The sequence below is a fragment of the Pantoea latae genome (assembly GCF_002077695.1).
Taxonomy (GTDB): domain Bacteria; phylum Pseudomonadota; class Gammaproteobacteria; order Enterobacterales; family Enterobacteriaceae; genus Pantoea; species Pantoea latae.
On the sequence record NZ_MWUE01000045.1, the window covers coordinates 1 to 20,919 of the forward strand.

The 20,919-nt window shown below is 60.1% G+C and carries 22 protein-coding genes; 12 read left to right on the forward strand and 10 right to left on the reverse strand.

Going from position 1 to position 20,919, the window contains the following annotated elements:
- Positions 1–474 precede the first annotated feature (474 nt).
- Positions 475–711, reverse strand: a complete 237-nt coding sequence (locus B2J69_RS22545) for a YobH family protein (RefSeq protein WP_081142557.1) — start codon at positions 709–711, stop codon at positions 475–477.
- Positions 712–920: 209 nt separating this feature from the next.
- Here B2J69_RS22545 and B2J69_RS22550 point away from each other — a divergent pair, with 209 nt between their 5' ends.
- From B2J69_RS22550 to rlmA, 6 genes are all read left to right on the forward strand, one after another.
- Complete coding sequence (locus B2J69_RS22550) at positions 921–1,187, forward strand: YebO family protein (protein ID WP_081142560.1); 267 nt, start codon at positions 921–923, stop codon at positions 1,185–1,187.
- Positions 1,188–1,214: 27 nt separating this feature from the next.
- The gene (locus tag B2J69_RS22555; protein WP_081142564.1) at positions 1,215–2,225 is read left to right on the forward strand and encodes an MBL fold metallo-hydrolase; all 1,011 of its coding nucleotides are present in this window, start codon (positions 1,215–1,217) and stop codon (positions 2,223–2,225) included.
- A gap of 67 nt (positions 2,226–2,292) precedes the next feature.
- Entirely contained in the window at positions 2,293–2,424 is a 132-nt protein-coding gene (locus B2J69_RS24460) for a hypothetical protein (RefSeq protein ID WP_256461759.1), read from the forward strand.
- Positions 2,425–2,748: 324 nt separating this feature from the next.
- Positions 2,749–2,823 (forward strand): DUF2627 domain-containing protein, encoded by a 75-nt coding sequence (locus tag B2J69_RS24430; protein ID WP_370661853.1) that lies wholly within the window; start codon positions 2,749–2,751, stop codon positions 2,821–2,823.
- An 81-nt stretch (positions 2,824–2,904) separates the two neighbouring features.
- Positions 2,905–3,114 carry a transcription antiterminator/RNA stability regulator CspE gene (cspE, locus tag B2J69_RS22560; RefSeq protein WP_003852684.1) on the forward strand — a complete coding sequence of 70 codons (210 nt, stop codon included), beginning with the start codon at positions 2,905–2,907 and terminating at the stop codon, positions 3,112–3,114.
- Between the two features lie 137 nt (positions 3,115–3,251).
- Entirely contained in the window at positions 3,252–4,049 is a 798-nt protein-coding gene (rlmA, locus tag B2J69_RS22565) for a 23S rRNA (guanine(745)-N(1))-methyltransferase (RefSeq protein WP_081142569.1), read from the forward strand.
- On the opposite strand, the gene B2J69_RS22570 is transcribed toward rlmA, so the two are convergent.
- From B2J69_RS22570 to manX, 4 genes are all read right to left on the reverse strand, one after another.
- Entirely contained in the window at positions 4,046–4,504 is a 459-nt protein-coding gene (locus B2J69_RS22570) for a DUF986 family protein (protein ID WP_081142572.1), read from the reverse strand. The genes rlmA and B2J69_RS22570 overlap by 4 nt on opposite strands.
- 61 nt (positions 4,505–4,565) lie before the next feature.
- Positions 4,566–5,411 (reverse strand): PTS mannose transporter subunit IID, encoded by an 846-nt coding sequence (locus B2J69_RS22575; RefSeq protein ID WP_081142574.1) that lies wholly within the window; start codon positions 5,409–5,411, stop codon positions 4,566–4,568.
- A 15-nt stretch (positions 5,412–5,426) separates the two neighbouring features.
- Positions 5,427–6,227 (reverse strand): PTS mannose/fructose/sorbose transporter subunit IIC, encoded by an 801-nt coding sequence (locus tag B2J69_RS22580; RefSeq protein ID WP_033747932.1) that lies wholly within the window; start codon positions 6,225–6,227, stop codon positions 5,427–5,429.
- Between the two features lie 60 nt (positions 6,228–6,287).
- Positions 6,288–7,256 carry a PTS mannose transporter subunit IIAB gene (manX, locus tag B2J69_RS22585; RefSeq protein WP_081142576.1) on the reverse strand — a complete coding sequence of 323 codons (969 nt, stop codon included), beginning with the start codon at positions 7,254–7,256 and terminating at the stop codon, positions 6,288–6,290.
- Between the two features lie 502 nt (positions 7,257–7,758).
- Between manX and B2J69_RS22590 the strand changes: the two genes are divergently transcribed.
- Entirely contained in the window at positions 7,759–9,327 is a 1,569-nt protein-coding gene (locus B2J69_RS22590; protein ID WP_081142578.1) for a TerC family protein, read from the forward strand.
- A 287-nt stretch (positions 9,328–9,614) separates the two neighbouring features.
- Here the strand turns inward: B2J69_RS22590 and B2J69_RS22595 are convergent, their stop codons facing one another.
- The 4 genes from B2J69_RS22595 to pabB all read right to left on the reverse strand — a co-directional run bounded on the left by B2J69_RS22595 (position 9,615) and on the right by pabB (position 14,863).
- Positions 9,615–11,177 carry an EAL domain-containing protein gene (locus tag B2J69_RS22595; RefSeq protein ID WP_081142580.1) on the reverse strand — a complete coding sequence of 521 codons (1,563 nt, stop codon included), beginning with the start codon at positions 11,175–11,177 and terminating at the stop codon, positions 9,615–9,617.
- A 207-nt stretch (positions 11,178–11,384) separates the two neighbouring features.
- Positions 11,385–12,749, reverse strand: coding sequence for an L-serine ammonia-lyase (locus B2J69_RS22600; RefSeq protein ID WP_081142582.1), 1,365 nt, complete (start codon positions 12,747–12,749; stop codon positions 11,385–11,387).
- Positions 12,750–12,938: 189 nt separating this feature from the next.
- Entirely contained in the window at positions 12,939–13,505 is a 567-nt protein-coding gene (locus B2J69_RS22605; protein WP_081142584.1) for a CoA pyrophosphatase, read from the reverse strand.
- Entirely contained in the window at positions 13,502–14,863 is a 1,362-nt protein-coding gene (gene pabB / locus B2J69_RS22610; RefSeq protein WP_081142648.1) for an aminodeoxychorismate synthase component 1, read from the reverse strand. Before pabB ends, B2J69_RS22605 begins: the two co-directional genes overlap by 4 nt.
- A 109-nt stretch (positions 14,864–14,972) precedes the next feature.
- Here pabB and B2J69_RS22615 point away from each other — a divergent pair, with 109 nt between their 5' ends.
- Positions 14,973–15,155, forward strand: a complete 183-nt coding sequence (locus tag B2J69_RS22615) for a YoaH family protein (protein WP_081142586.1) — start codon at positions 14,973–14,975, stop codon at positions 15,153–15,155.
- Between the two features lie 15 nt (positions 15,156–15,170).
- Here the strand turns inward: B2J69_RS22615 and B2J69_RS22620 are convergent, their stop codons facing one another.
- The gene (locus B2J69_RS22620; RefSeq protein WP_081142588.1) at positions 15,171–15,515 is read right to left on the reverse strand and encodes a RidA family protein; all 345 of its coding nucleotides are present in this window, start codon (positions 15,513–15,515) and stop codon (positions 15,171–15,173) included.
- 123 nt (positions 15,516–15,638) lie between these two features.
- On the opposite strand from B2J69_RS22620, the gene B2J69_RS22625 reads away from it, so the two are divergent.
- The 4 genes from B2J69_RS22625 to fadD all read left to right on the forward strand — a co-directional run bounded on the left by B2J69_RS22625 (position 15,639) and on the right by fadD (position 20,833).
- A complete protein-coding gene (locus B2J69_RS22625) occupies positions 15,639–17,546 on the forward strand; it encodes an ATP-dependent DNA helicase (RefSeq protein ID WP_081142590.1) in 1,908 nt (635 codons plus the stop codon).
- Positions 17,547–17,599: 53 nt separating this feature from the next.
- Positions 17,600–18,298 carry a tRNA (adenosine(37)-N6)-threonylcarbamoyltransferase complex dimerization subunit type 1 TsaB gene (tsaB, locus tag B2J69_RS22630; RefSeq protein ID WP_081142592.1) on the forward strand — a complete coding sequence of 233 codons (699 nt, stop codon included), beginning with the start codon at positions 17,600–17,602 and terminating at the stop codon, positions 18,296–18,298.
- Between the two features lie 59 nt (positions 18,299–18,357).
- Positions 18,358–18,948, forward strand: coding sequence for a Slp family lipoprotein (locus B2J69_RS22635; RefSeq protein ID WP_081142594.1), 591 nt, complete (start codon positions 18,358–18,360; stop codon positions 18,946–18,948).
- 208 nt (positions 18,949–19,156) lie between these two features.
- Positions 19,157–20,833 (forward strand): long-chain-fatty-acid--CoA ligase FadD, encoded by a 1,677-nt coding sequence (fadD, locus tag B2J69_RS22640; protein ID WP_143806333.1) that lies wholly within the window; start codon positions 19,157–19,159, stop codon positions 20,831–20,833.
- Positions 20,834–20,919: the final 86 nt, after the last annotated feature.

Genomic DNA, 20,919 nt, shown 5'->3' on the forward strand with positions numbered 1-20,919 from the left:
CGTGCCGGACGGACCGTTCGGGTACGGCCATCCAGGCCTACCCGAACTGCCGGTCGCATCCCTGCGACCGGCTCCTGGCACAACGTTTCCGCCTCAGCGCTGCGAATAGCCCTCTACAGCAGAGGAGGCGCTGTGGCCTCAGACAGGGTGCCCTTTGCAGCAGGAAAAACGCCGCCGTTCTTTTCCCGCAGCGCACACGGAAGCTGGCCAGCAGGCTGGTACCGCTCAGGGGCGGGCATTTCGCAGCGCTGAACAGAGTGAGTCTGCCAGGAGAGCCCGCAGGGAAGCGGGCGAAAGGTGGGGCTGGAACAGGGAGGTTCCATCCCCACCGGTCCGTCAGGCAGACGAATGGCGTGAAGGTACCGCGTCAGCGGCGCGAGGACCGCCCGCCCCTGAGCGGCCCCAGACTGCGTGATCACCCCGTGCATAACTGACAAGCATAACTGACAAGCATTAGGCCGCTGCCCGCTTCTCTTAGTTGTCGATCACCTCGCCGCTCTTCTTCAGCAGCGGACAATCCGTCACGCCGATCACGCCGCTGTCAGTATGCAGGTACTGCGCGGTAATCAGGCCGCGCGCGGTCAGATAGCTGCACTGCAGGCCCAGACCCGCCGCGTTTTTATTGCTGCCGGCCAGCACGCCGTAGCCGGTAAACAGCATGGCGATCCAGATAACGGCGAGCAGAACGATCGCCCGGATAAAGAGTTTCATTTTGTCTCCATGTGATACATAACGCAGCTGTCCACTGTTTGCTGCCGCCCGTAATATTAACAGCTTGCCGCGCTTTGTATCCTGACGCGATCGGAGATTGCCGAAAGCCGGAGATTCAGGGAATTCTGCAATGCGCCGCGCAGCCTCGCCAGCCGCGCCCGCAACGGGTAGAATCGTGCCATCGATTTTTTTACGTTTTTGAGGCAGTTATGAACGAATTAGCCGCAACCTCTGATCCGCTGTTTAACTATGGCGTGCTGGCGATCATCATTATTGTGGCGTTTATCGCCTGGTTTTTTGTTAACCGGGCCAGCGTCCGCGCCAGCGAGCAGATCGCGCTGCTGAACCAGCTGCTGGAGGAGCAGAAAAAGCAGAATGCGCTGCTGCGTCGGCTGGTCGACACGCAGCACGGCGAGCAAACAGAGCAGCAGCAGGAAGAGAAGCGCGATTTCATTCGCCTGATCCCGGAACGTTAACCGTTATCCCATCCGCAAGGAGGCAGCATGGCCTGGCAAAATCCCTGGTACGACGGCAGCAAAGCGCATCACACGCCAGAGGGATTCCGTAATCTGGAGCCCGATCCGCGCCAGCCGGGCGATCTCGACCGCTGGCGCAAAGAGCGCAAAGCAGCGGGGCTGCCTTTTCCGCCGCAGGCGGGCTATGACGATTTTCAGACGCGCTGGTGGCAGCGCGCCGATCTCTCTGGCGTTGACGATCGCGTCTGGTGGCTAGGCCATGCGGCGATGCTGCTGCGCCTTAGCCAGCGCTATCTGCTGATCGATCCGGCGCTCTCAACCCGCGCCTCGCCGTTGCCTTTTGCCGGTCCGAAACGCAAAACCCCGCCGCCGCTGCGCATCCACGATCTGCCGCGCCTCGACTACGTGCTGATCTCCCATAATCACTACGACCATCTCGATTCCGCAACCGTCAGGCGCATTATCCGCCGCTTTCCCGACGTCACCTTTGTGGTGCCGCTGGGGCTGCAGGGCTGGTTTACCCGACGCGGTGCGCGGCATGTGCGCCAGCTCGACTGGTGGCAAAGTCTGGAGCAAGAGGAGCTGTCGCTGACCGCCGTGCCGGCGCGTCACTGGAGCATGCGCACGCTCTACGATCGCAACCGCTCGCTGTGGTGCGGCTGGGTGGTGCGCAGCCAGACGCTCAATTTCTGGTTCTCCGGCGACAGCGGTTTTTCCGAAAATCTGGCGGAGATCCCGCGCCGGCTCGGTCCATTCAATCTGGCGGCGCTGCCCATCGGCGCCTATGCACCGAAATGGTTCATGCAGAGCAGCCATATGGATCCCGACCATGCGGTCTCATTATGGCGCGTAATGGGTCAGCCTTTGACGCTGCCGATCCACTGGGGCGTGTTCGAGCTGGCAGACGAATCGCTCGATGAGCCGCCCGCGGAATTATCGCGCGCCATCCAGCGCAGCGGTGAAGATAATGGCCGCTTTGCGGCATGGAGAATAGGAGAGAGCCGAGCCTTGCAGAATATAACCCAGGAAAATTCCTAAAGCGCGCGGGTTATCCCTGGGTGGCCCGGGGATTTCAATTGATCTTTTATTCAGGATCAAAGAATAAATGGTAATAACTAATAAGCACCACTCTGCTTTTAATTGGGGCAAGGCTAAATTTTATTTTCCTGATTTTGGTGCAAAAGTATTAATTAACGGTGCCAGCGAAAAGAGGGATGGCGGGAAGAAAACCGGATAAAAAATGCGTCGTTTCGCTTTTGCGGTTTCGCTTAGGGAAAGTCAATGCCATAGAATTGCAATAATCTTGCTGTATATTAGCCCGTTACAGTGAATAAGGTTGGACGAAGGCGCGGTAATCCGCTACGTTATTCTCCTCATCAGCAGGTTGATGAGCAGGTTTTTTTCGGCTACGGCATGCTCAGCTTATGTACCAGAATGAACAAAGTGTGTCTCCTCTTTGCAAATTTTGTGCAGCGCGTCCGGCACCGATTAAAAATGCCTTGCCATTAATTTGCGGATATGTGATAACAATTCGTGGGTCAAACGAGGTACAGTTCTGTTTATGTATGGCATCTTCAGTAAAGAAGTTACGAGTAAAAACGTTGACGTTGAATACCGCTTCCTTGCCGAACCTTAATTAGTGCCTCATTCAGTAACGTCTCTGGTTTCTCTGTAGGTCTGCCTTCGGGCAAAATAAACACTCTAAGGAATTTGCAAAATGGCAAAGATTAAAGGTCAGGTTAAGTGGTTCAACGAGTCTAAAGGTTTTGGTTTTATTACCCCAGCTGACGGTAGCAAAGACGTGTTCGTACACTTCTCCGCTATCCAGGGCAACGGTTTCAAAACCCTGGCTGAAGGCCAAAGCGTTGAGTTCGAAATTCAGGACGGCCAGAAAGGCCCGGCTGCAGTCAACGTAACCGCTATCTGATTTCGTGCCAGCTCGGTGCCATGCACCACTGAAAACGAATCCGTAAAGCCCTGGTCATCTGACCGGGGCTTTTTCTTTGCGCTTTCGATAAGAGCGCGAACGGAGTACACTGCGGCGCTCGTGATAATGGAGTCCGTATGTTGCTGATTTGCCCCCTCTGTCAACGCTCTTTGCAGCCCGAAAACCGCAGCTGGCGCTGTGAAAACCGCCATCAGTTCGATCAGGCGAAAGAGGGCTATCTCAATTTGTTGCCCGTTCAGCATAAAGGCTCGCGCGAGCCGGGCGACAGCGCGGAGATGATGCAGGCGCGGCGCGAATTTCTGCAGGCGGGCCACTATCAGCCGCTACGCGACGGCGTGGTGACGCTGCTGCGCGACAGGCTGCGCGAGGCGGGCGCGCTACTCGATATCGGCTGCGGTGAGGGCTATTACACCGCGGCGCTCAGCGCGCTCGGCGCGCAGGTCTACGGGCTCGACATCGCCAAAAACGCTATCCGTCTGGCGGCGAAGCGCTATCCTGAAGTGCAGTTTTGCGTCGCGTCCAGCCAGCGCCTGCCCTTTGCCGACGCCTCGCTGGACGCGGTAGTGCGCATCTACGCGCCCTGTAATGAAGCGGAGCTGACGCGCGTGATCAAGCCCGGCGGCGTGCTGCTTACCGTCACGCCCGGCGCGCATCATCTGCAGCAGTTTAAGGCGCTAATCTACCGCGAGGTACAGCTGCATGCGCCGGAAGAGAAGCGCTACAGCGGATTTAGCGAAGAGACGCAGCAGTCGCTGCGCTACGGTATGCAGCTGAGCGGCGAGGCGGCGGCGACGCTGCTGCAGATGACGCCTTTCGCCTGGCGCGCCAAACCTTCCGTGTGGGGCGAGCTGCAGGCGTCGAAGACCTTTGACTGCGACGCCGATTTCCGTCTGACGGTGTGGCGTCGCGACTAACGCGCGTCCACCAGTTGGTGATAGATGCGTTCCAGATCGTCAAGCTGCTGCACGGCGATCAGCAGGCGGCGCTGCTCCAGCTGCATCACCAGAATGCCATCCTCGGAGAGATTCAGACCCTGAATGCGGTCATACGCTATCCAGACGCCGCCATAGAAAAGTCCTTCGCCCTTCATCAGCAGCGTGGGGCGCCGCAGCCAGAACAGCCAGAAGGCGAGGAAGAGGAGCACCATCAGCAGCGTGGTGGTCAGCTGCGGCCCCTGATGCGTTACGTTATTCCACAGCAAAATCAGCAGCAGCCCGATAAATATCAGGCTGTCGATCTTGTGTCTGCGTCGCAGCGCCACGCTTAAACGCGTCGGCCCTTTGCGGCGCGGCAGGATAAGGTCGTTATAGAGTGCAAAAAGCAGCAGCGCGGCGATGCAGAGCGCGATGAGGCTGTCCGTGAGTGTCATCCAGTGCTCCTGGTGCGATGCGGCGGGGAAGAGGCCGGGCGCGGCGCGCCCGGCAAGGGAACTACAGGCCCAGCAGGCCGATCCAGTAGCCGAAGATACCGATGACGAAGAAGCCGACGATAATCCACAGCGCGTTGACCTTGCGCCGCAGCAGCCACATACAGGCGAAGGTGAGCAACAGCGGCACGATGCCCGGCATCAGCTGATCGAGGATGGTCTGCACCGTGGTGACGGTGGTTTTCCCGGTCTGATCGGTAATGCGCGACACCACCAGCGGGATGTTGACGTGCGTCCACTTGTTCACCAGCGCGCCCATGACAAACAGGCCGAGAATCGACGCCCCCTCTGTCAGTTTCTGCAGGAAGCCGCCGCCCATGTCGCTGACGATATCGATCCCTTTACGATAGCCGTAGGCCACGCCGTAATAGCGGGTCAGCAGGCGCGCCAGGTTAAACAGCACAAAGAACAGCAGTGGTCCGAGCAGGCTGCCGCTCATGGCGATGCCGGCGCCGAGCGCGGCGAAAACCGGACGCACGGTTCCCCAGAAAATCGGGTCGCCGACGCCAGCCAGCGGCCCCATCAGCCCCACTTTAATGCCGTTGATGGCGGCATCGTCGATCGCCGCGCCGTTGGCGCGCTGCTCTTCCATCGCCATGGTGACGCCCAGTACCGGCGCGGCCACGTAGGGATGGGTATTGAAGAACTCCAGGTGGCGCTTTATCGCCTGACGGCGCGCCTCGTTGTTTTCCGGATAGAGGCGGCGGATCACCGGCACCATCGAGAAACAGAAGCCCAGCGCCTGCATACGTTCGAAGTTCCATGAACCCTGAAACAGATTCGACCGCAGAAACACGCCGCGAATATCGCCAGCAGTGAGTTTTTTTGGCGTTGTCGTTGTATCAACCATGTTGTCACCTGTTCCTTAGTCGAGTTCGTTGTCGAGATCGTTATTGGCCGGGCCAGCCGCTGGCGCACCCGCCACACGGTTATATTTCGGCGCCAGCTGGATATAGAGCACCGCCATCACCACGCCGATGACGCCCAGCGCCACCAGGTTGAAGCTAGTGAACGCCGCGGTGACGAAGCCGAGGTAGAAGAACGGCATCAGATAGCCGGCGCGCATCATGTTGATGACCATGGCGTAACCGACCACGACGATCATGCCGCCTGCGATATTCAGGCCGTTGGTCACGACTTCCGGGATCGAGCTGAGCAGGCTGTGCACCGCGCTGGTGCCAACGGAAATCGCCACGATCAGCGCCGGAATGGCGATACGCATCGCCTGCAGCACCAGCGCCGAGACGTGGATCCACGAAATCGCTGTCAGGTTGCCTTTTTCCGCCGCCTTATCGGCTGCGTGCTGGAAGGCGACGGTAATGGTGCGCACGATAATCGTCAGCACCTGGCCTGCCGCTGCCAGCGGGATCGCCAGCGCGATACCCGCACCGACGCTCTGTCCGCCAGCGATAACCAGTATGGTGGAGATGATTGAGGCGAGTGCCGCATCGGGCGCCACGGCGGCGCCGATGTTCATCCAGCCCAGCGCGATCATCTCCAGCGTGCCGCCAATGATAATGCCGGTTTTCATATCGCCGAGCACGGCGCCGATCAGGGTACAGGCCACCAGCGGACGGTGAAACTGAAACTCATCCAGAATCGACCCCATACCCGCAATACAGGCGACGATAAATATCAGGATGATTTGTAGCGAGGTTATTTCCATCATATCCCTTCTCCTCAGGAGGATAGCGTTAACTGGCCCGCAGGCGCAGCTGGCGGCTTTTTACGCGTTGACCTTCGCGATCAGGTCCATCATTTTCAGTTTTGGATCGTTTGACACCTTACGCACTTCCAGCTCAATGTGGCGCTCGTTAAGCTTGCGGAAGGCGGCAATATCCTTTTCATCGACCGAAACGGCGTTGTTGACCTGGGTTTTTCCCTGGCGAAACGCCATGCCGCCAATGTTGACCGACTTAATGTCGACGCCCTGTTCCACCACGCGCAGCACGTCGGTGGGATTGGTAAACAGCAGCATCACGCGGTCGCGGCCATATTTCGGGTTGTTCCAGACGCGCACCATCTTGTCGACGTCCACCACGTGCGCGGTGACGCCGGGCGGCGCCACCTGCGTCAGCAGGGTTTTGCGCACATGATCTTTCGCCACTTCGTCGCTGACGACGATAATGCGCGTGACGTTGGTCTCTTTGGTCCAGCGCGTCGCCACCTGGCCATGGATCAGACGGTCGTCGATACGCGCCAGGCCGATTTTCATATGTTCGCCCGGCGCGAGCGGGGTGGCGGGCTGCGCCGGAGCGGGCGCGGCAGGGGCGGCGGCCGGCGCGGGCGGTGGAGCAAGCTGGGTTTTCTGCGCTTTTACCCCTTCGCGGCCGGTTTCCACCGCGATGGCGACCAGCTCAGCGAAGGTGGGGTCGTCGTCGCGCGCCATCAGGGTTTCCACCAGCATCGGAATATTAACCCCGGCGATAACATCGTAATTCTCTTTGTCCAGCACCACGCGGCTGGCCGCGTTAAAGGGACTGCCTCCCCAGGTGTCGACCAAAAACAGCGCGCCTTTCGACGTATCGAGCTGCGCCAGCTGCGCCTGATATTTTTCAATAAGCGTTTCTGCATTCTCGCCGGGCACAAAGTCGATCCATCCGACGTTCTCCTGCTCGCCCAACAGCATCTCTGCGGTTTTAAGCAGTTGCTCGGCTGCCCAGCCGTGTGTACCAATTACTATCGCAATGGTCACTTGCTACCTCCGTTCGCTAAAGAGATTCGTCTGGAGTCGACGAACCGTTATGAGTTATCGCTACGGTTATCCCTGGACAAGCGTAGGCAAATCATCTGTATAGATGGGGTATTCTCAAGACGTTTTATGTAGAACAGTCAGTCGCGATTTATTTTAGTGCGCGAAAAAATAATTTATGTGACGGTCGTCAGTAATCCGACGGCTGAATCGCTACATCGCATTATTACTATGGTGTAACCGTTGAATCATTTGTAAATGAAAGAAAATTTTTTGACGTAATTTACTGGGCTGTTACATTAACGATCTGTTTATTACTCAGGAGTAACGGGTTTCAGCCCACCTTTATGGATCGTCACCGACGTCGCTTAACCACTTTGATGCGCGCATCCGCGCCTTCTCTCACGCCTGACGGCGTTCCCGTAGTTCACCCGATTGCCTTTCTGTCACGTCCTCAGACGCTGGCACGATATCGTTCAATCTGTCTCTCATTCTGGAGTCTGTAATGGAATTTCTCTTCGACCCCTCAATCTGGGCTGGTTTATTAACGCTTGTCGTACTGGAAATCGTCCTGGGCATCGACAACCTGGTGTTTATCGCCATTCTGGCTGACAAGCTGCCGCCGAAGCAGCGTGACAAGGCGCGCCTGATCGGCCTGTCGCTGGCGCTGGTAATGCGTCTGGGCCTGCTGTCGCTGATCTCCTGGATGGTGACGCTGACGCGCCCGTTATTTAGCGTAGGCGAGTTTAGCTTTGCCGGGCGTGATTTGATCTTGCTGGTGGGCGGGGTGTTCCTGCTGTTTAAGGCGACGATGGAGCTGCACGAGCGGCTGGAGAACCGCCAGCTTGAGCATCAGGGCAACCGCAGCTACGCCAGTTTCTGGGCGGTGGTGACGCAGATTGTGGTGCTGGACGCGGTCTTTTCCCTTGATGCGGTGATCACGGCGGTCGGCATGGTTAACCATCTGCCGATTATGATGACGGCGGTGGTGATTGCGATGGGCGTGATGCTGCTCGCCTCGAAGCCGCTGACCAACTTCGTCAACGCGCATCCGACGGTGGTGGTGCTCTGCCTCAGCTTCCTGCTGATGATCGGCCTGTCGCTGGTGGCGGAAGGCTTTGGCTTTCATATTCCGAAAGGCTATCTCTACGCGGCGATCGGCTTCTCAATTCTTATTGAGCTGTTTAACCAGATCGCGCGCCGCAACTTTATGCGTCATCAGGCGCATCGTCCGATGCGCGAGCGCACCGCCGAGGCGATCCTGCGCCTGATGGGCGGACGCCAGCGCGCGGCGCAGCCTGCCATCAGCGAAGAGTCGCCGCTGACGCAGGCGATGCCGCAGGAGGCGTTTAAAGATGAAGAGCGCTACATGATCAACGGCGTGCTAACGCTGGCGTCGCGCTCTATCCGCAGCATCATGACGCCGCGCGGCGATATCTCCTGGGTGGACGTGGCGCGTCCGCTGGATGAGATCCGCATCCAGCTGCTGGACACGCCGCACAGCCTGTTCCCGGTCTGTCGCGGCGAGCTGGACGAGATCGTCGGCGTGGTGCGCGCCAAAGAGCTGCTGGTGGCGATCGAGCACGGCATGGACGTCGCCACCTTTGCTGCGCGTTCGCCCGCTATCGTGGTGCCGGAAACCCTGGACCCGATTAATCTGCTCGGCGTGCTGCGCCGCGCCAAAGGCAGCTTTGTTATCGTCACCAACGAGTTCGGCGTGGTGCAGGGGCTGATTACGCCGCTGGACGTGCTGGAAGCGATTGCCGGCGAGTTCCCGGACGAGGATGAAACCCCGGATATCATTGCCGACGGCGACGGCTGGATCGTCAAGGGCGGCACCGACCTGCATTCGCTGCAGCAGCTGTTCGACGTCAACGATCTGGTAGATCCGGAGGAGGATCACGCCTCGCTGGCCGGTTTGCTGATTGGTCAGAAAGGGCAGCTGCCGCTGCCGGGCGAGGTGATCGACCTGCCGCCGCTGCACTTTACCATTCTGCAGGCGACCGACTATCGCGTCGACCTGGTGCGCGTCACGAAAGATAAGCCGCACGAGGATGAGGAAGAGGAGCAGTAATCAATCTGAATCTGCGGCGGGTTTATCAAACAGACGAGGATGCTGTTTAACGCGTGGGTGAGATGGGCCGAAGAGCAAAGCGTCCCGCAACAGGGACAAAAACGCCGGGAGCGTTTTTGAACAACGCGGTGCGTTGGCCCGTTTACGGGCGCACCTCAGGGAAGAGGTGCGTATCTGCGGGCCGAGCGAGCAAGGATGCGTAAAGCGACTTTGCGATCGGGCCATCTCATCCACGCAGGTATCCGCTCTTACAGGCAAGCTAAACGGCGCATTTGCGCCGTTTTTTATTACGGGGTCAGCCGCGCCTGATGCTGCGCCAGCCAGGCGGGGAAGTCCTCAATCGGCATCGGCCGCGCGTAAAAATAGCCCTGCAGCAGATCGACGCCGCGCTCGCGCAGGTAGTCAGCCTGCTCGGCGGTTTCCACGCCTTCCGCCACCAGGCTGATATTCAGACGCTGCGCCAGCGAGATCACCATATCGGTGACGGTGGCGTTAATCGCGTCGGTGCCGATTGCGGCGGTGAAAATCTTGTCAATCTTCAGCACGTCCGGCTGCAAATCCTTCAGATAGGAGAGCGAGCTGTGGCCGGTGCCGAAGTCGTCGATGGCCAGCCGCACGCCGATGCTGTGCAGCTGCGAAATCACCTTCTGATCCACTACCGGCAGCGCGTCACGCTCCGTCAGCTCCACCACCAGCTTCGGCAGCGGATTCGCCGGCCACCACAGCTGCTGCAAATCCTCAACGATAGCGCGATCGCGAAAGTGGCTGGCGGCGACGTTAATGGCGATATGGAACGAAGGACAGCGCGGCAGATTCGGCAGCTGCGCCACCGCTTTATCAATGACAAAGCGCGTCAGCGGCGCAATCAGGTTCTCTCGCTCAGCCAGCGGAATAAAAACGTCGGGCGGGATCCAGCCCTGGCGCGCGTTATGCCAGCGCAACAGCAGCTCAATGCCGTCGCAGTCGCCGCTCTGCGCATTGATCAGCGGCTGACAATAGACCATAAATTCATTCGCGGTGATGCCGTAGCTGATCTGCCAGCTCAGGCTCATGCGATTCGCCGTTGCCAGCCAGACGATATAGCCGATCAGCAGGCTCAGCAGCAGCGCCAGCGGCAGCTGCGACGGCAGAGTCGACAGCGCGAGCCGCGCCGGCGACGGGCCATACAGCGTAATGGTAAAGGGATAGCGCAGCGAGGCCTGATCGTAGCTCACTTCGTCTTCCGAGGGCGCCGTCGGCTCAATCAGCGGATTGCCATACTCCAGGCTCTCGCCGCCAACGTTAAAAATGGCGCGCTCTACCCACGGCAGCTGCGGCTCCAGCAGATAGGTGCTCATCAGCTCAATATTGATCACCTGCAAAATGCCGGAGCGGTTATCAAGCGATTTAGGCGTCCAGAGCAGCAGGATCGGCGACCCCTTCAGCAGATAGTTGTCGGTCGCCAGCATCATGCGCTGGTTATTGATCGCCAGCTCGGGATAGGTCTGACTAAAGGGAATGGCGCGCGGGCCGTAAATGCTGGAGCAGTAGATGGTGTCGTTTTCCACCAGCAGAATGGCGCGCACCGTCTGCAGCGCGGAGATTTTTTCGATCAGCGGAAAGCGCACGTCCTGGCAGGGCACGCCCACCAGACCGAGCGTATTGTTGGCTGAAACGTCAAGCGGCGAAAACATGCGGTCAAAGCGCTGAATGGCGCTATCGGCAAAATCGAGCGACTGCTGCTCAATGCGCGATTTCTCTTCAAAAAAGCGGAAAGCCAGCGTCAACATCAAAACCACAACGGCGATCACCAACGCGATAAGCAGTCGCTTACGGCGAAACTGTCCAACATATTGCTGGGCCAAAAGCATCAGTAACCACCTTCCACAGACCAAATAAAAGCAAGGATAACGGGGTTGTTATCGGCATGGCCCTGTTAAGGTTTAGCCATGCTTCAGAAAAAAAAGCGCTACTGAAAAAATCGCGCGACCTGAAAAGGTCACGCGAAACATTACTCTACCGTTAATCGCCGTTATGAGCCAGGCCTGACGGCAGCGGGTCGACGCCGCTGACTCTGATTAGTCGCACTGAACTTTAATCGCCAGACCGCCGCGCGAGGTTTCGCGGTATTTGGCGTTCATATCTTTGCCGGTCTCATACATGGTCTCAATCACTTTATCGAGCGAGACGCGTGGCTCGCTGGTGCGGCGCAGCGCCATACGCGCGGCGTTGATCGCCTTCACCGAGGCGATGGCGTTGCGTTCAATGCAGGGCACCTGCACCTGGCCGGCGACCGGATCGCAGGTCAGGCCGAGGTTATGCTCCATGCCGATTTCCGCCGCGACGCACACCTGCTCCGGGCTGGCGCCCAGCAGTTCGGCCAGCCCGGCGGCGGCCATGGAACAGGCCACGCCGACTTCGCCCTGACAGCCGACTTCCGCGCCGGAGATAGAGGCGTTCATCTTATAGAGAATGCCAATCGCGCCCGAGGCGAGGAAATAGCGGATAAAAATATCGGGCGTGACGCTTTCGATAAAGTGATCGTAATAGGCGAGCACCGCCGGCACGATGCCGCAGGCGCCGTTGGTCGGTGCGGTGACGACGCGGCCGCCGGCGGCGTTCTCTTCGTTCACCGCCAGCGCGAACATATTGATCCAGTCGATGACGTTCATTGGATCGTTGGAGTGTTTCGACGATGAGGTGAGCAGACGGCGCAGCGACGCGGCGCGGCGCGGCACGCGCAGCGGACCCGGCAGCACGCCTTCGGTATTAAGGCCGCGATCGATACAGGCCTGCATGGTCTGCCAGACGTCGGTAAAGTAGTCGCGGATCTCGTCGCGCGAGTGAAGCGCCAGCTCGTTCTTCATCACCAGGCCGGAGAGGGACAGGCCGGTTTCGCGGCAGTGCGCCAGCAGCTCTTTGGCGGAGTGGAACGGCCAGGGCACGCTCACTTCATCCAGCGCCGACTGGCCAAAGTGCTCTTCGTCGACGATAAAGCCGCCGCCGACAGAGTAGTAGGTTTTGCTTAAGATCAGCAGGTCGCCCGCAAAGGCGAGCAGGCGCATGCCGTTCTCATGCAGAGAGAGGTTTTCGCTGCGGAATACCATGCCGCCTTCGCGCGGGAAATCGACTTCATGGGCGCCGTTCGCCAGCAGCAGCCGTTCGCGCTGCTCGACATCTTTGATAAAAGCGGGAATGGCGTCGATATCCACCGTGGCCGGCGACGCGCCCGCCAGCCCCATAATAATGGCGATATCGGTATGGTGGCCTTTGCCGGTCAGCGAAAGCGAGCCGTAGACATCCACGGCGATGCGTGTCACCTGCTGAAGTTTTCCCTGTTCAGCCAGCAGATCGACAAATTCTTTGCCTGCTTTCATCGGACCCACCGTGTGGGAACTCGACGGGCCGATGCCCACTTTGAACATGTCAAAAACGCTAATCACAGGCGACACTCCTCACAAAAAATTTTTTTCTCTGCCGGGGCAGTTTATGGCGCTAATAGTAATCGTCGACCCGGGGAAATGAGCGCCTTTTCGCATGAAATAAACTAATCGTTCGCGCGAGAAATAGTTATCTTTCGCCACGGAGAGCAGCAGCCTGTTTTGCGGCGGAAAGGCGGGGAAAAGCGGGCGTCAGAACGCGATTTGCTCACTGAGGGAACGGATAATGCCCGCCGTCATGCCCCAGACCAGATACTCCTGGTAAACCGAGAGCCAGACAGGATGACGCAGCCCGGCACGATGCACCTCCAGCTCGGCGTAGCGGTTAAGGCGCAGCGCCTCTTCCAGCGGCATCTCAAAGGCGCTCTCCACCTCGTCGGGATTAATGTGCAGCGCGATATCCGGTGCAATGACGCCGACCACCGGCGTGACGCGGAAGCCGGTGCTGCTGGTCACCGGCGCGAGCTGGCCGATCACCTTTACCTGACAGGGATCGATGCCGACCTCTTCCTGCGCCTCGCGCAGCGCGGTGGCGATAAGCGAAGCGTCGCTCGCGTCCTGCATGCCGCCAGGGAAGGCGACCTGGCCGGCGTGCTTGCGCAGCTCACGCGAGCGGCGCGTCAGCAGCAGGCCCGGCGTCTCACGCGCGACGATCGGCACCAGCACCGCCGCCTGACGGCCAACGGGCGACCGCTGCGGTTTTTCCGGCTGCAGCAGGATAAAGCGGGTCAGAAAGTCGTCGAGCGTCAGCGGGTTCATGTCACGTCTCCAGCCAGCGCAGGCAGAATGCGGCTGACTTTATGCAGCGTTTCCTGATATTCGGCGTCCAGCTCGCTGTCGGCCACCACGCCGCCGCCCGCCGCGCAGAACAGCTGCTGCCGCTCCGCGATCAGCGTGCGGATGGTAATGCTGGTGTCCATACGGCCGCACAGGCTGAGATAGCCGATGCTGCCGCACCAGGCGTTGCGACGGTGCGGCTCCAGCTCGTCAATGATCGCCATGGCGCGAATTTTCGGCGCGCCGGTAATGGATCCGCCGGGAAAGCAGGCGCGCAGCAGATCGCTGGCGTGCAGCTCGGCCGGCAGACGCGCCCGCACCGTGCTGACCAGATGGTGCACCGCCGGAAAAGGCTCTACCACGAACAGCTGCGGCACGCTGACCGAGCCCGGCACGGCGACGCGGCCGATATCGTTGCGCAGCAGATCGACAATCATCAGATTCTCGGCGCGATCTTTCTCCGACTGCGCCAGCGCCAGCGCCTCCAGCCGGTCGAGATCGGCATCAGCGGCGCGCGGCCGCGTGCCCTTGATCGGCCGGGTTTCGATCTCATCGCCTTTCAGCGACAGAAAGCGTTCCGGCGACAGGCTGAGGATGGCGCTGTCAGGCAGGCGCAAAAAGGCGCTGAACGGCGCGCGGTTCGCCGCGTTGAGTCGGCAGAACGCCTGCCACTCATCACCCTGATAGTGCGCCTGAAAGCGCTGCGCCAGGTTGACCTGATAGCAGTCGCCCGCCTGAATATAGGCCTGCACCGCGTGAAAGCGCGCGGCGTAGTCGCTGTAGCTCAGGTTGGATTGCCAGGCGCTGGTGAGCGAGAAGGGCGCGGCGTTGCGCGTCGGCCACTGCTGTAGCCAGCGCAGCCGCGCCTGCGCGTCGCCCAGCGACACCAGCGTCAGGCGCTGCAGATGGTGATCGGCGATCAGCGCCCAGTCGTAGAGGCCGACCGCCATATCCGGCGTGGTGAGATCGTCCGCCGCCTGCTGCGGCACGCGTTCAAAGCGGCGGCCAAGATCGTAGCCGAACAGGCCGAGCGCGCCGCCCTGAAACGGCAAATCGTCGCGGGCAACCGGGCGCAGGCCGAGCGCGTCGCACTGCTGCTGCACCAGCCGCAGCGGGTCCTCGTCTGAGCGCAGCGTCTCGCCGTCCGCCTCAAGAATGGTGACATCGCCCTCGGTGACCAGCGTGGCGCGCGGATCGGCGGTGAGAATGTCGAAGCGGTTATCTGCATGGTCGGCATGGCCGGACGTGAGCAGCATCGCCCAGGGCAGGTGCGATATCGGGGCGAAACGCGCGCTGAGCGCATCCCGCGTATAGTGTAGACTGAGCGTTGAGACCATGATCCGGCAAAAATCTGACAGCAGTGAGGGCGCTAGCCTGCCATATTTTTTCCCGGCTGGCACCTCTTTGTTCCGCATGGAATAATGCCGGCCTCGCAACCAGGAGTGAATTATGTTTACAGGTTTACCGGCACTTTCCCACGAACAGCAGCAGCAGGCGGTGGAACGCATTCAGGAGCTGATGGCGGGCGGCCTCTCCAGCGGAGAGGCGATTGCCCAGGTGGCGCAGGAGATCCGCCAGACGCACAAAGGCGAGCAGATCCGGGCGCGCTTTGAAGATGAAGATGAGGCCTGAGGCCCGGCGCGGCGACTACAGCGCCGCGATAATTTTAATCTCCACCTTATATTTCGGGTTCATCAGCCCGGCCTGAACGGTGCAGCGCACCGGCGCGTTGCCGGGCGACACCCAGGCGTCCCACGCGCGGTTCATCGCCGCGAAATCCGCTTTCTCCACCAGAAAAATCGTCGCGTCGAGGATCTTGCTCTTGTCTGAGCCGACGCGCGTCAGCAGGGCGTCGATCACCGCCAGCGCGTTGGCGGTCTGCGCTTCAGCGTCAGCGTCGAGGTTCTCCGGCACGCTGGTGTAGTAGACGGTGTCGTTGTGAATAACGGCTTCCGACATACGGTGTTCCGGATCGATACGGGTAATCGTCATGGTTTCTCCTTATTTTTCCAGCCGATAGCCTGGCACAACAGGGGAGGTGCTGTCATCAGTTGTGGAGTGGGGCGTGGAATACTGACATAATTACAGTGTTTTTGCCGAAACGGGTGAGGAAGTGTGGCGGACGATTTTGCAGTAGATGGCGCGCTGGCGCAGGCGATTAGCGGCTTTAAGCCGCGCGAGGCGCAGCGTGAAATGGCGCAGGCGGTAGAAGAGGCTGTGAAGAGCGGCGGCGAGCTGGTGGTAGAGGCGGGAACCGGGACGGGTAAAACCTACGCCTATCTTGCCCCGGCGCTGCGCGCCGGAAAAAAAGTGATTGTTTCCACCGGATCGAAAGCGCTGCAGGATCAGCTGTATGGCCGCGATTTGCCGACCATCGCAAAAGCGCTGAACTTTACCGGTAAAACCGCCCTGCTGAAGGGGCGCTCCAACTATCTCTGTCTTGAGCGGCTGGAACAGCAGTCGATGGCGGGCGGCGATCTCAACGCTCAGGCGCTGGGCGATCTGGTCACCCTGCGCGGCTGGTCGTCGCAAACCGTTGACGGCGATATCAGCAGCTGCGGCGGCGTCACCGAAGACAGCCCCATCTGGCCGCTGGTCACCAGCACCAACGACAACTGCCTCGGCAGCGACTGTCCGCTTTATAAAGACTGCTTTGTGGTCAAGGCGCGCAAGCGCGCGATGGACGCCGACGTGGTGGTGGTAAACCATCATCTGTTTCTGGCCGATCTGGTGGTGAAAGAGAGCGGCTTTGCCGAGCTGATCCCCGAAGCTGACGTGATGATCTTCGACGAGGCGCATCAGATCCCCGATATCGCCAGCCAGTATTTCGGCCAACAGCTCTCCAGCCGCCAGCTGCTCGATCTGGCAAAGGATATCGCCATCGCCTACCGCACCGAGGTGCGCGACGTACAGCAGCTGCAAAAATCGGCGGATCGCCTCGCGCAGTGCGCGCAGGATTTTCGCCTGACGCTGGGCGAGCCGGGCTATCGCGGCAACCTGCGCGAACTCTTCGCCGACAACAACATCCAGCGCATGTTTACGCTGCTTGATGACGCGCTGGAACTCTGCTACGACGTCATCAAGCTGTCGCTGGGACGTTCGGCGCTGCTTGACGCGGCCTTTGAGCGCGCCGCGCTCTACCGCGGGCGCCTCAAGCGGCTGCGCGCCGTCAATGAGCCGGGCTTCAGCTACTGGTATGAATGCACCTCGCGCCATTTTACCCTCGCTCTGACGCCGCTTTCGGTGTCGGAACGCTTTCGCGAGGTGATGGACGCGCGCAAAGCGGCGTGGATTTTCACCTCTGCCACGCTGGCGGTCGACGAAGAGATGAGCCACTTCGCCGATCGGCTCGGCGTCAGCACGGCGAAAACCCTGATCCTCAACAGTCCGTTTGACTACGCGCGTCAGGCGCTGCTCTGCGTGCCGCGCAACCTGCCGGAACCGAATCGCCCCGGCGGCGCGCGTCAGCTGGCGCGCATGATGAAGCCGCTGATCGACGCTAATAAAGGACGCTGTTTCTTTCTCTGCACCTCACACCTGATGATGCGCGAGCTGGCGGCAGAGTTTCGCGCCAGCATGACGCTGCCGGTGCTGGTGCAGGGCGAAACCAGCAAAGGCCAGCTGCTGAAGCAGTTTATCGAGGCGGGCAACGCGCTGCTGGTGGCGACCAGCAGCTTCTGGGAGGGCGTCGACGTGCGCGGCGACGCGCTGTCGCTGGTGATCATCGACAAGCTGCCGTTTACCTCGCCGGAAGATCCGCTGCTTAAAGCGCGCATGGAAGATTGTCGCCTGCGCGGCGGCGATCCCTTCAGCGACGTGCAGCTGCCGGATGCGGTGATTACCCTGAAGCAGGGTGTAGGACGCCTGATCCGCGACACCGACGATCGCGGCGTGCTGGTAATTTGCGATCAGCGGCTGGTGTCGCGTCCCTATGGCGCGCTGTTTTTAAACAGCCTGCCGCCGACGCCGCGCACCCGCGATCTGGCCCGCGCCATCGCCTTCACGCAGCAAGCGAAAAAGTAATTTTCCACTGGCTGTGCTACCATGCGCGCCGTTTAAAATCACCCGAGGTTGTTATGTCTTCCCGAATCCTGGCGCTGGACACTGCGACAGAAGCCTGTTCAGCCGCGCTGCTTAATCAGCAGCAGATCGACGCCCGTTTTGAAATCGCGCCGCGCGACCACACGCAGCGCATTCTGCCGTTTATCGAGGCGCTGCTGCAGGCGCAGCAGCTGGAGCTGACGGCGCTCGACGCGCTGGCGTTCGGCCGCGGTCCCGGCAGCTTTACCGGCGTGCGCATCGGCATCGGCATTGCGCAGGGCCTGGCGCTCGGCGCCATGCTGCCGATGATCGGCATCTCGACGCTGGCGACGCTGGCGCAGGGCGCGTTCCGTCAGCAGGGCGCCACGCGCGTGCTGACGGCCATCGACGCGCGCATGGGCGAAGTCTACTGGGCAGAGTATCAGCGCGACGAGCAGGGCGTCTGGCAGGGCGAGGCGAGCGAAAGCGTGCTGTCGCCGGAGGCGGCGCTGGCGCGCATGCAGGCGCTGGAAGGGGAATGGTTTACCGCCGGCACCGGCTGGCAGGCCTGGCCGCAGTTGCAGCAGGGCCACGCGCTGACGCTCAGAGCGAGCGGCGTCGAGCTGCCCACGGCGGAAGATATGCTGCCGCTGGCGCAGCAGGCCTGGCAGCGCGGCGACACCGTGGCGCCGGAGCATGCCGAGCCGACCTACCTGCGCAATGAAGTGACGTGGAAAAAGTTGCCGGGCCGCTGATCGCGGCGCAACTTATTGCTCTGGCGCCAGTCTAATCAACATCTTTTAGGAGAATGCCTATGTCAGTGTGTCAAAAAGGTCTGTCCGGTATGTTGTTAGCCTGCGCGCTGTTGCTGAGCGGCTGCGTCACGGTGCCGGATGCGATCAAAGGAAGCTCTGCGCTTCCTCAGCAGGATTTAGTGCGCGTGATGAACGATCCGGCGCTGTTTGTCGGTCAGGAGTCGCGTTTCGGCGGCAAAGTGGTCAAGGTGACTAATCTCAACGGCAAAACCCGGCTGGAGATCGCCACCCAGCCGCTGGACGAGAGCGCGCGTCCGCGCTTAGGGGCCGCTTCGGTCGGGCGCATCTACGCTGACATTAACAACTTCGTCGATCCCACCGACGTCAGTAACCAGTATGTCACCGTGCTGGGCACCATTCGCGGCACCGAGAAGGGCACCATCGGCGCGGCGAGCTACAACTTTGTGGTGGTGGACGTGCGCGGCTACCAGCGCTGGCATCTGACCCAGCAGATCAACACGCCGCCGCAGCCCATCGATCCCTATATCTGGTATGGCCCGACGCGTCACCATCCCGGCTACTGGGGACCCAATCCCTACTGGGGCATGAGCAGCGGACCGGCGCAGGTGGAAACTATCCTGACCGAATAAGCCGTTATTAACCAGATTCAGGCCCGGCCGCGGCTGCCGCGACCGGGCTTTTTATTGCCGCGAATAAGCGGGTGGAAAAATTAGTGATGCGCTTCGCAACCTCAGCATGCCGGATCGGGCAGACTGGTACAATGAGTTAAAATATTGTTAACAGGCTGAATGGGTTGAGGCAGCAATGGAAAAACAACATGAATATCGAGGTGAACCCTTGAATAAGGTCTGGCTGAAACGCTATCCGGCTGATGTGCCCGCCGAGATTAATGCGGATCGTTATACCTCTTTGGTCGATTTGTTTGAACAGGCCGCACAGCGCTATGCTGACCAACCCGCCTTTATCAATATGGGGCAGCCGATTACCTATCGTCAGCTGGAGCAAAAAAGCCGCGCCTTCGCCGCCTGGCTGCAGTCTGGGCTGGGGCTGAAAAAGGGCGATCGCGTCGCGCTGATGATGCCTAATCTGCTGCAGTATCCCGTGGCGCTGTTCGGCGTGCTGCGCGCCGGCATGGTGGTGGTCAACGTCAATCCGCTCTATACGCCGCGCGAACTCAAGCATCAGCTCAACGACAGCGGCGCCAGCGCCATCGTTATCGTCTCCAACTTCGCCCATACCCTTGAAAAAGTGGTGGCGGAAACGGCGGTAAAGCATGTGATCCTGACGCGGCTCGGCGATCAGCTTAAGCCGGTGAAGGCGACGCTGGTAAATTTCGTGGTGAAGTACATCAAAAAGATGGTGCCGAAGTATCATCTGCCCGGCGCGGTCACCCTGCGTCAGGCGCTGCAACAGGGCGAAACGCTGCGCTATCAGCGCCCTAACGTCACCAATGATGACCTCGCTTTTCTGCAGTACACCGGCGGCACCACCGGCGTCGCCAAAGGCGCCATGCTGACCCATCGCAATATGCAGGCCAACCTCGAACAGACCAAGGCGACCTACGGCAAACTGCTGCGCGACGGCAAAGAGGCGGTGGTCACCGCGCTGCCGCTCTATCATATCTTTGCGCTAACGGTGAACTGCCTGCTGTTTCTTGAACTGGGCGGGCAAAATCTGCTGATTACCAACCCGCGCGATATTCCCGGCTTTGTGAAGTCGCTGGCGAAGTTTCCCTTCACCGCTATTACCGGCGTCAATACCCTGTTCAATGCGCTGCTCAACGAGCCGCAGTTTCATAAGCTCGACTTTTCCACCCTGCGCCTTTCGGCAGGCGGCGGTATGGCGGTGCAGAAAGCGGTGGCGGAGCGCTGGGAAAAGCTCACCGGCCACTATTTGCTGGAAGGGTATGGCCTGACCGAGTGCTCGCCGCTGGTGTCGGTCAACCCCTATGACATCACCGAGCACACCGGCAGCATCGGCCTGCCGGTGCCCTCGACCGATGTGCGTATCGTCGACGACGAGGGTAACGACGCCGCGCCTGGCGCGCCGGGCGAACTCTGGATCCGCGGGCCGCAGGTGATGGCGGGCTACTGGCAGCGCCAGGAGGCCACCGAAGAGGTGCTGAAAAATGGCTGGCTCCTCAGCGGCGATATTGTTACCGTTGACCCTCAAGGCTTTATCCGTATCGTCGACCGCAAAAAAGATATGATCCTCGTCTCAGGCTTTAACGTCTATCCCAATGAGATTGAAGATGTTTTAATGCAGCATCCCAAGGTGCGCGAGGCGGCGGCGATTGGCGTGCCGAGCGATCTGTCGGGCGAGGCGGTCAAGGTCTGCGTGGTGAAAAAAGAGGCGTCCCTGACCAAAGAGGAGCTGCTCGACCACTGCCGCCGACAGCTGACGGGTTATAAGGTCCCCAAAATAATCGAGTTCCGCGACGAGTTGCCGAAAAGCAACGTAGGGAAAATCCTGCGACGCGAACTGCGTGACGAGGCCAGGCGCAGCGCAAGCTGAACGCAGGCCAGATTTCTGGTTGAACGCCGGCGACGTCCGGCGTTTTTATTGATGATGAGATGGAGCGCCGCGCGCAGTCTGTCGCG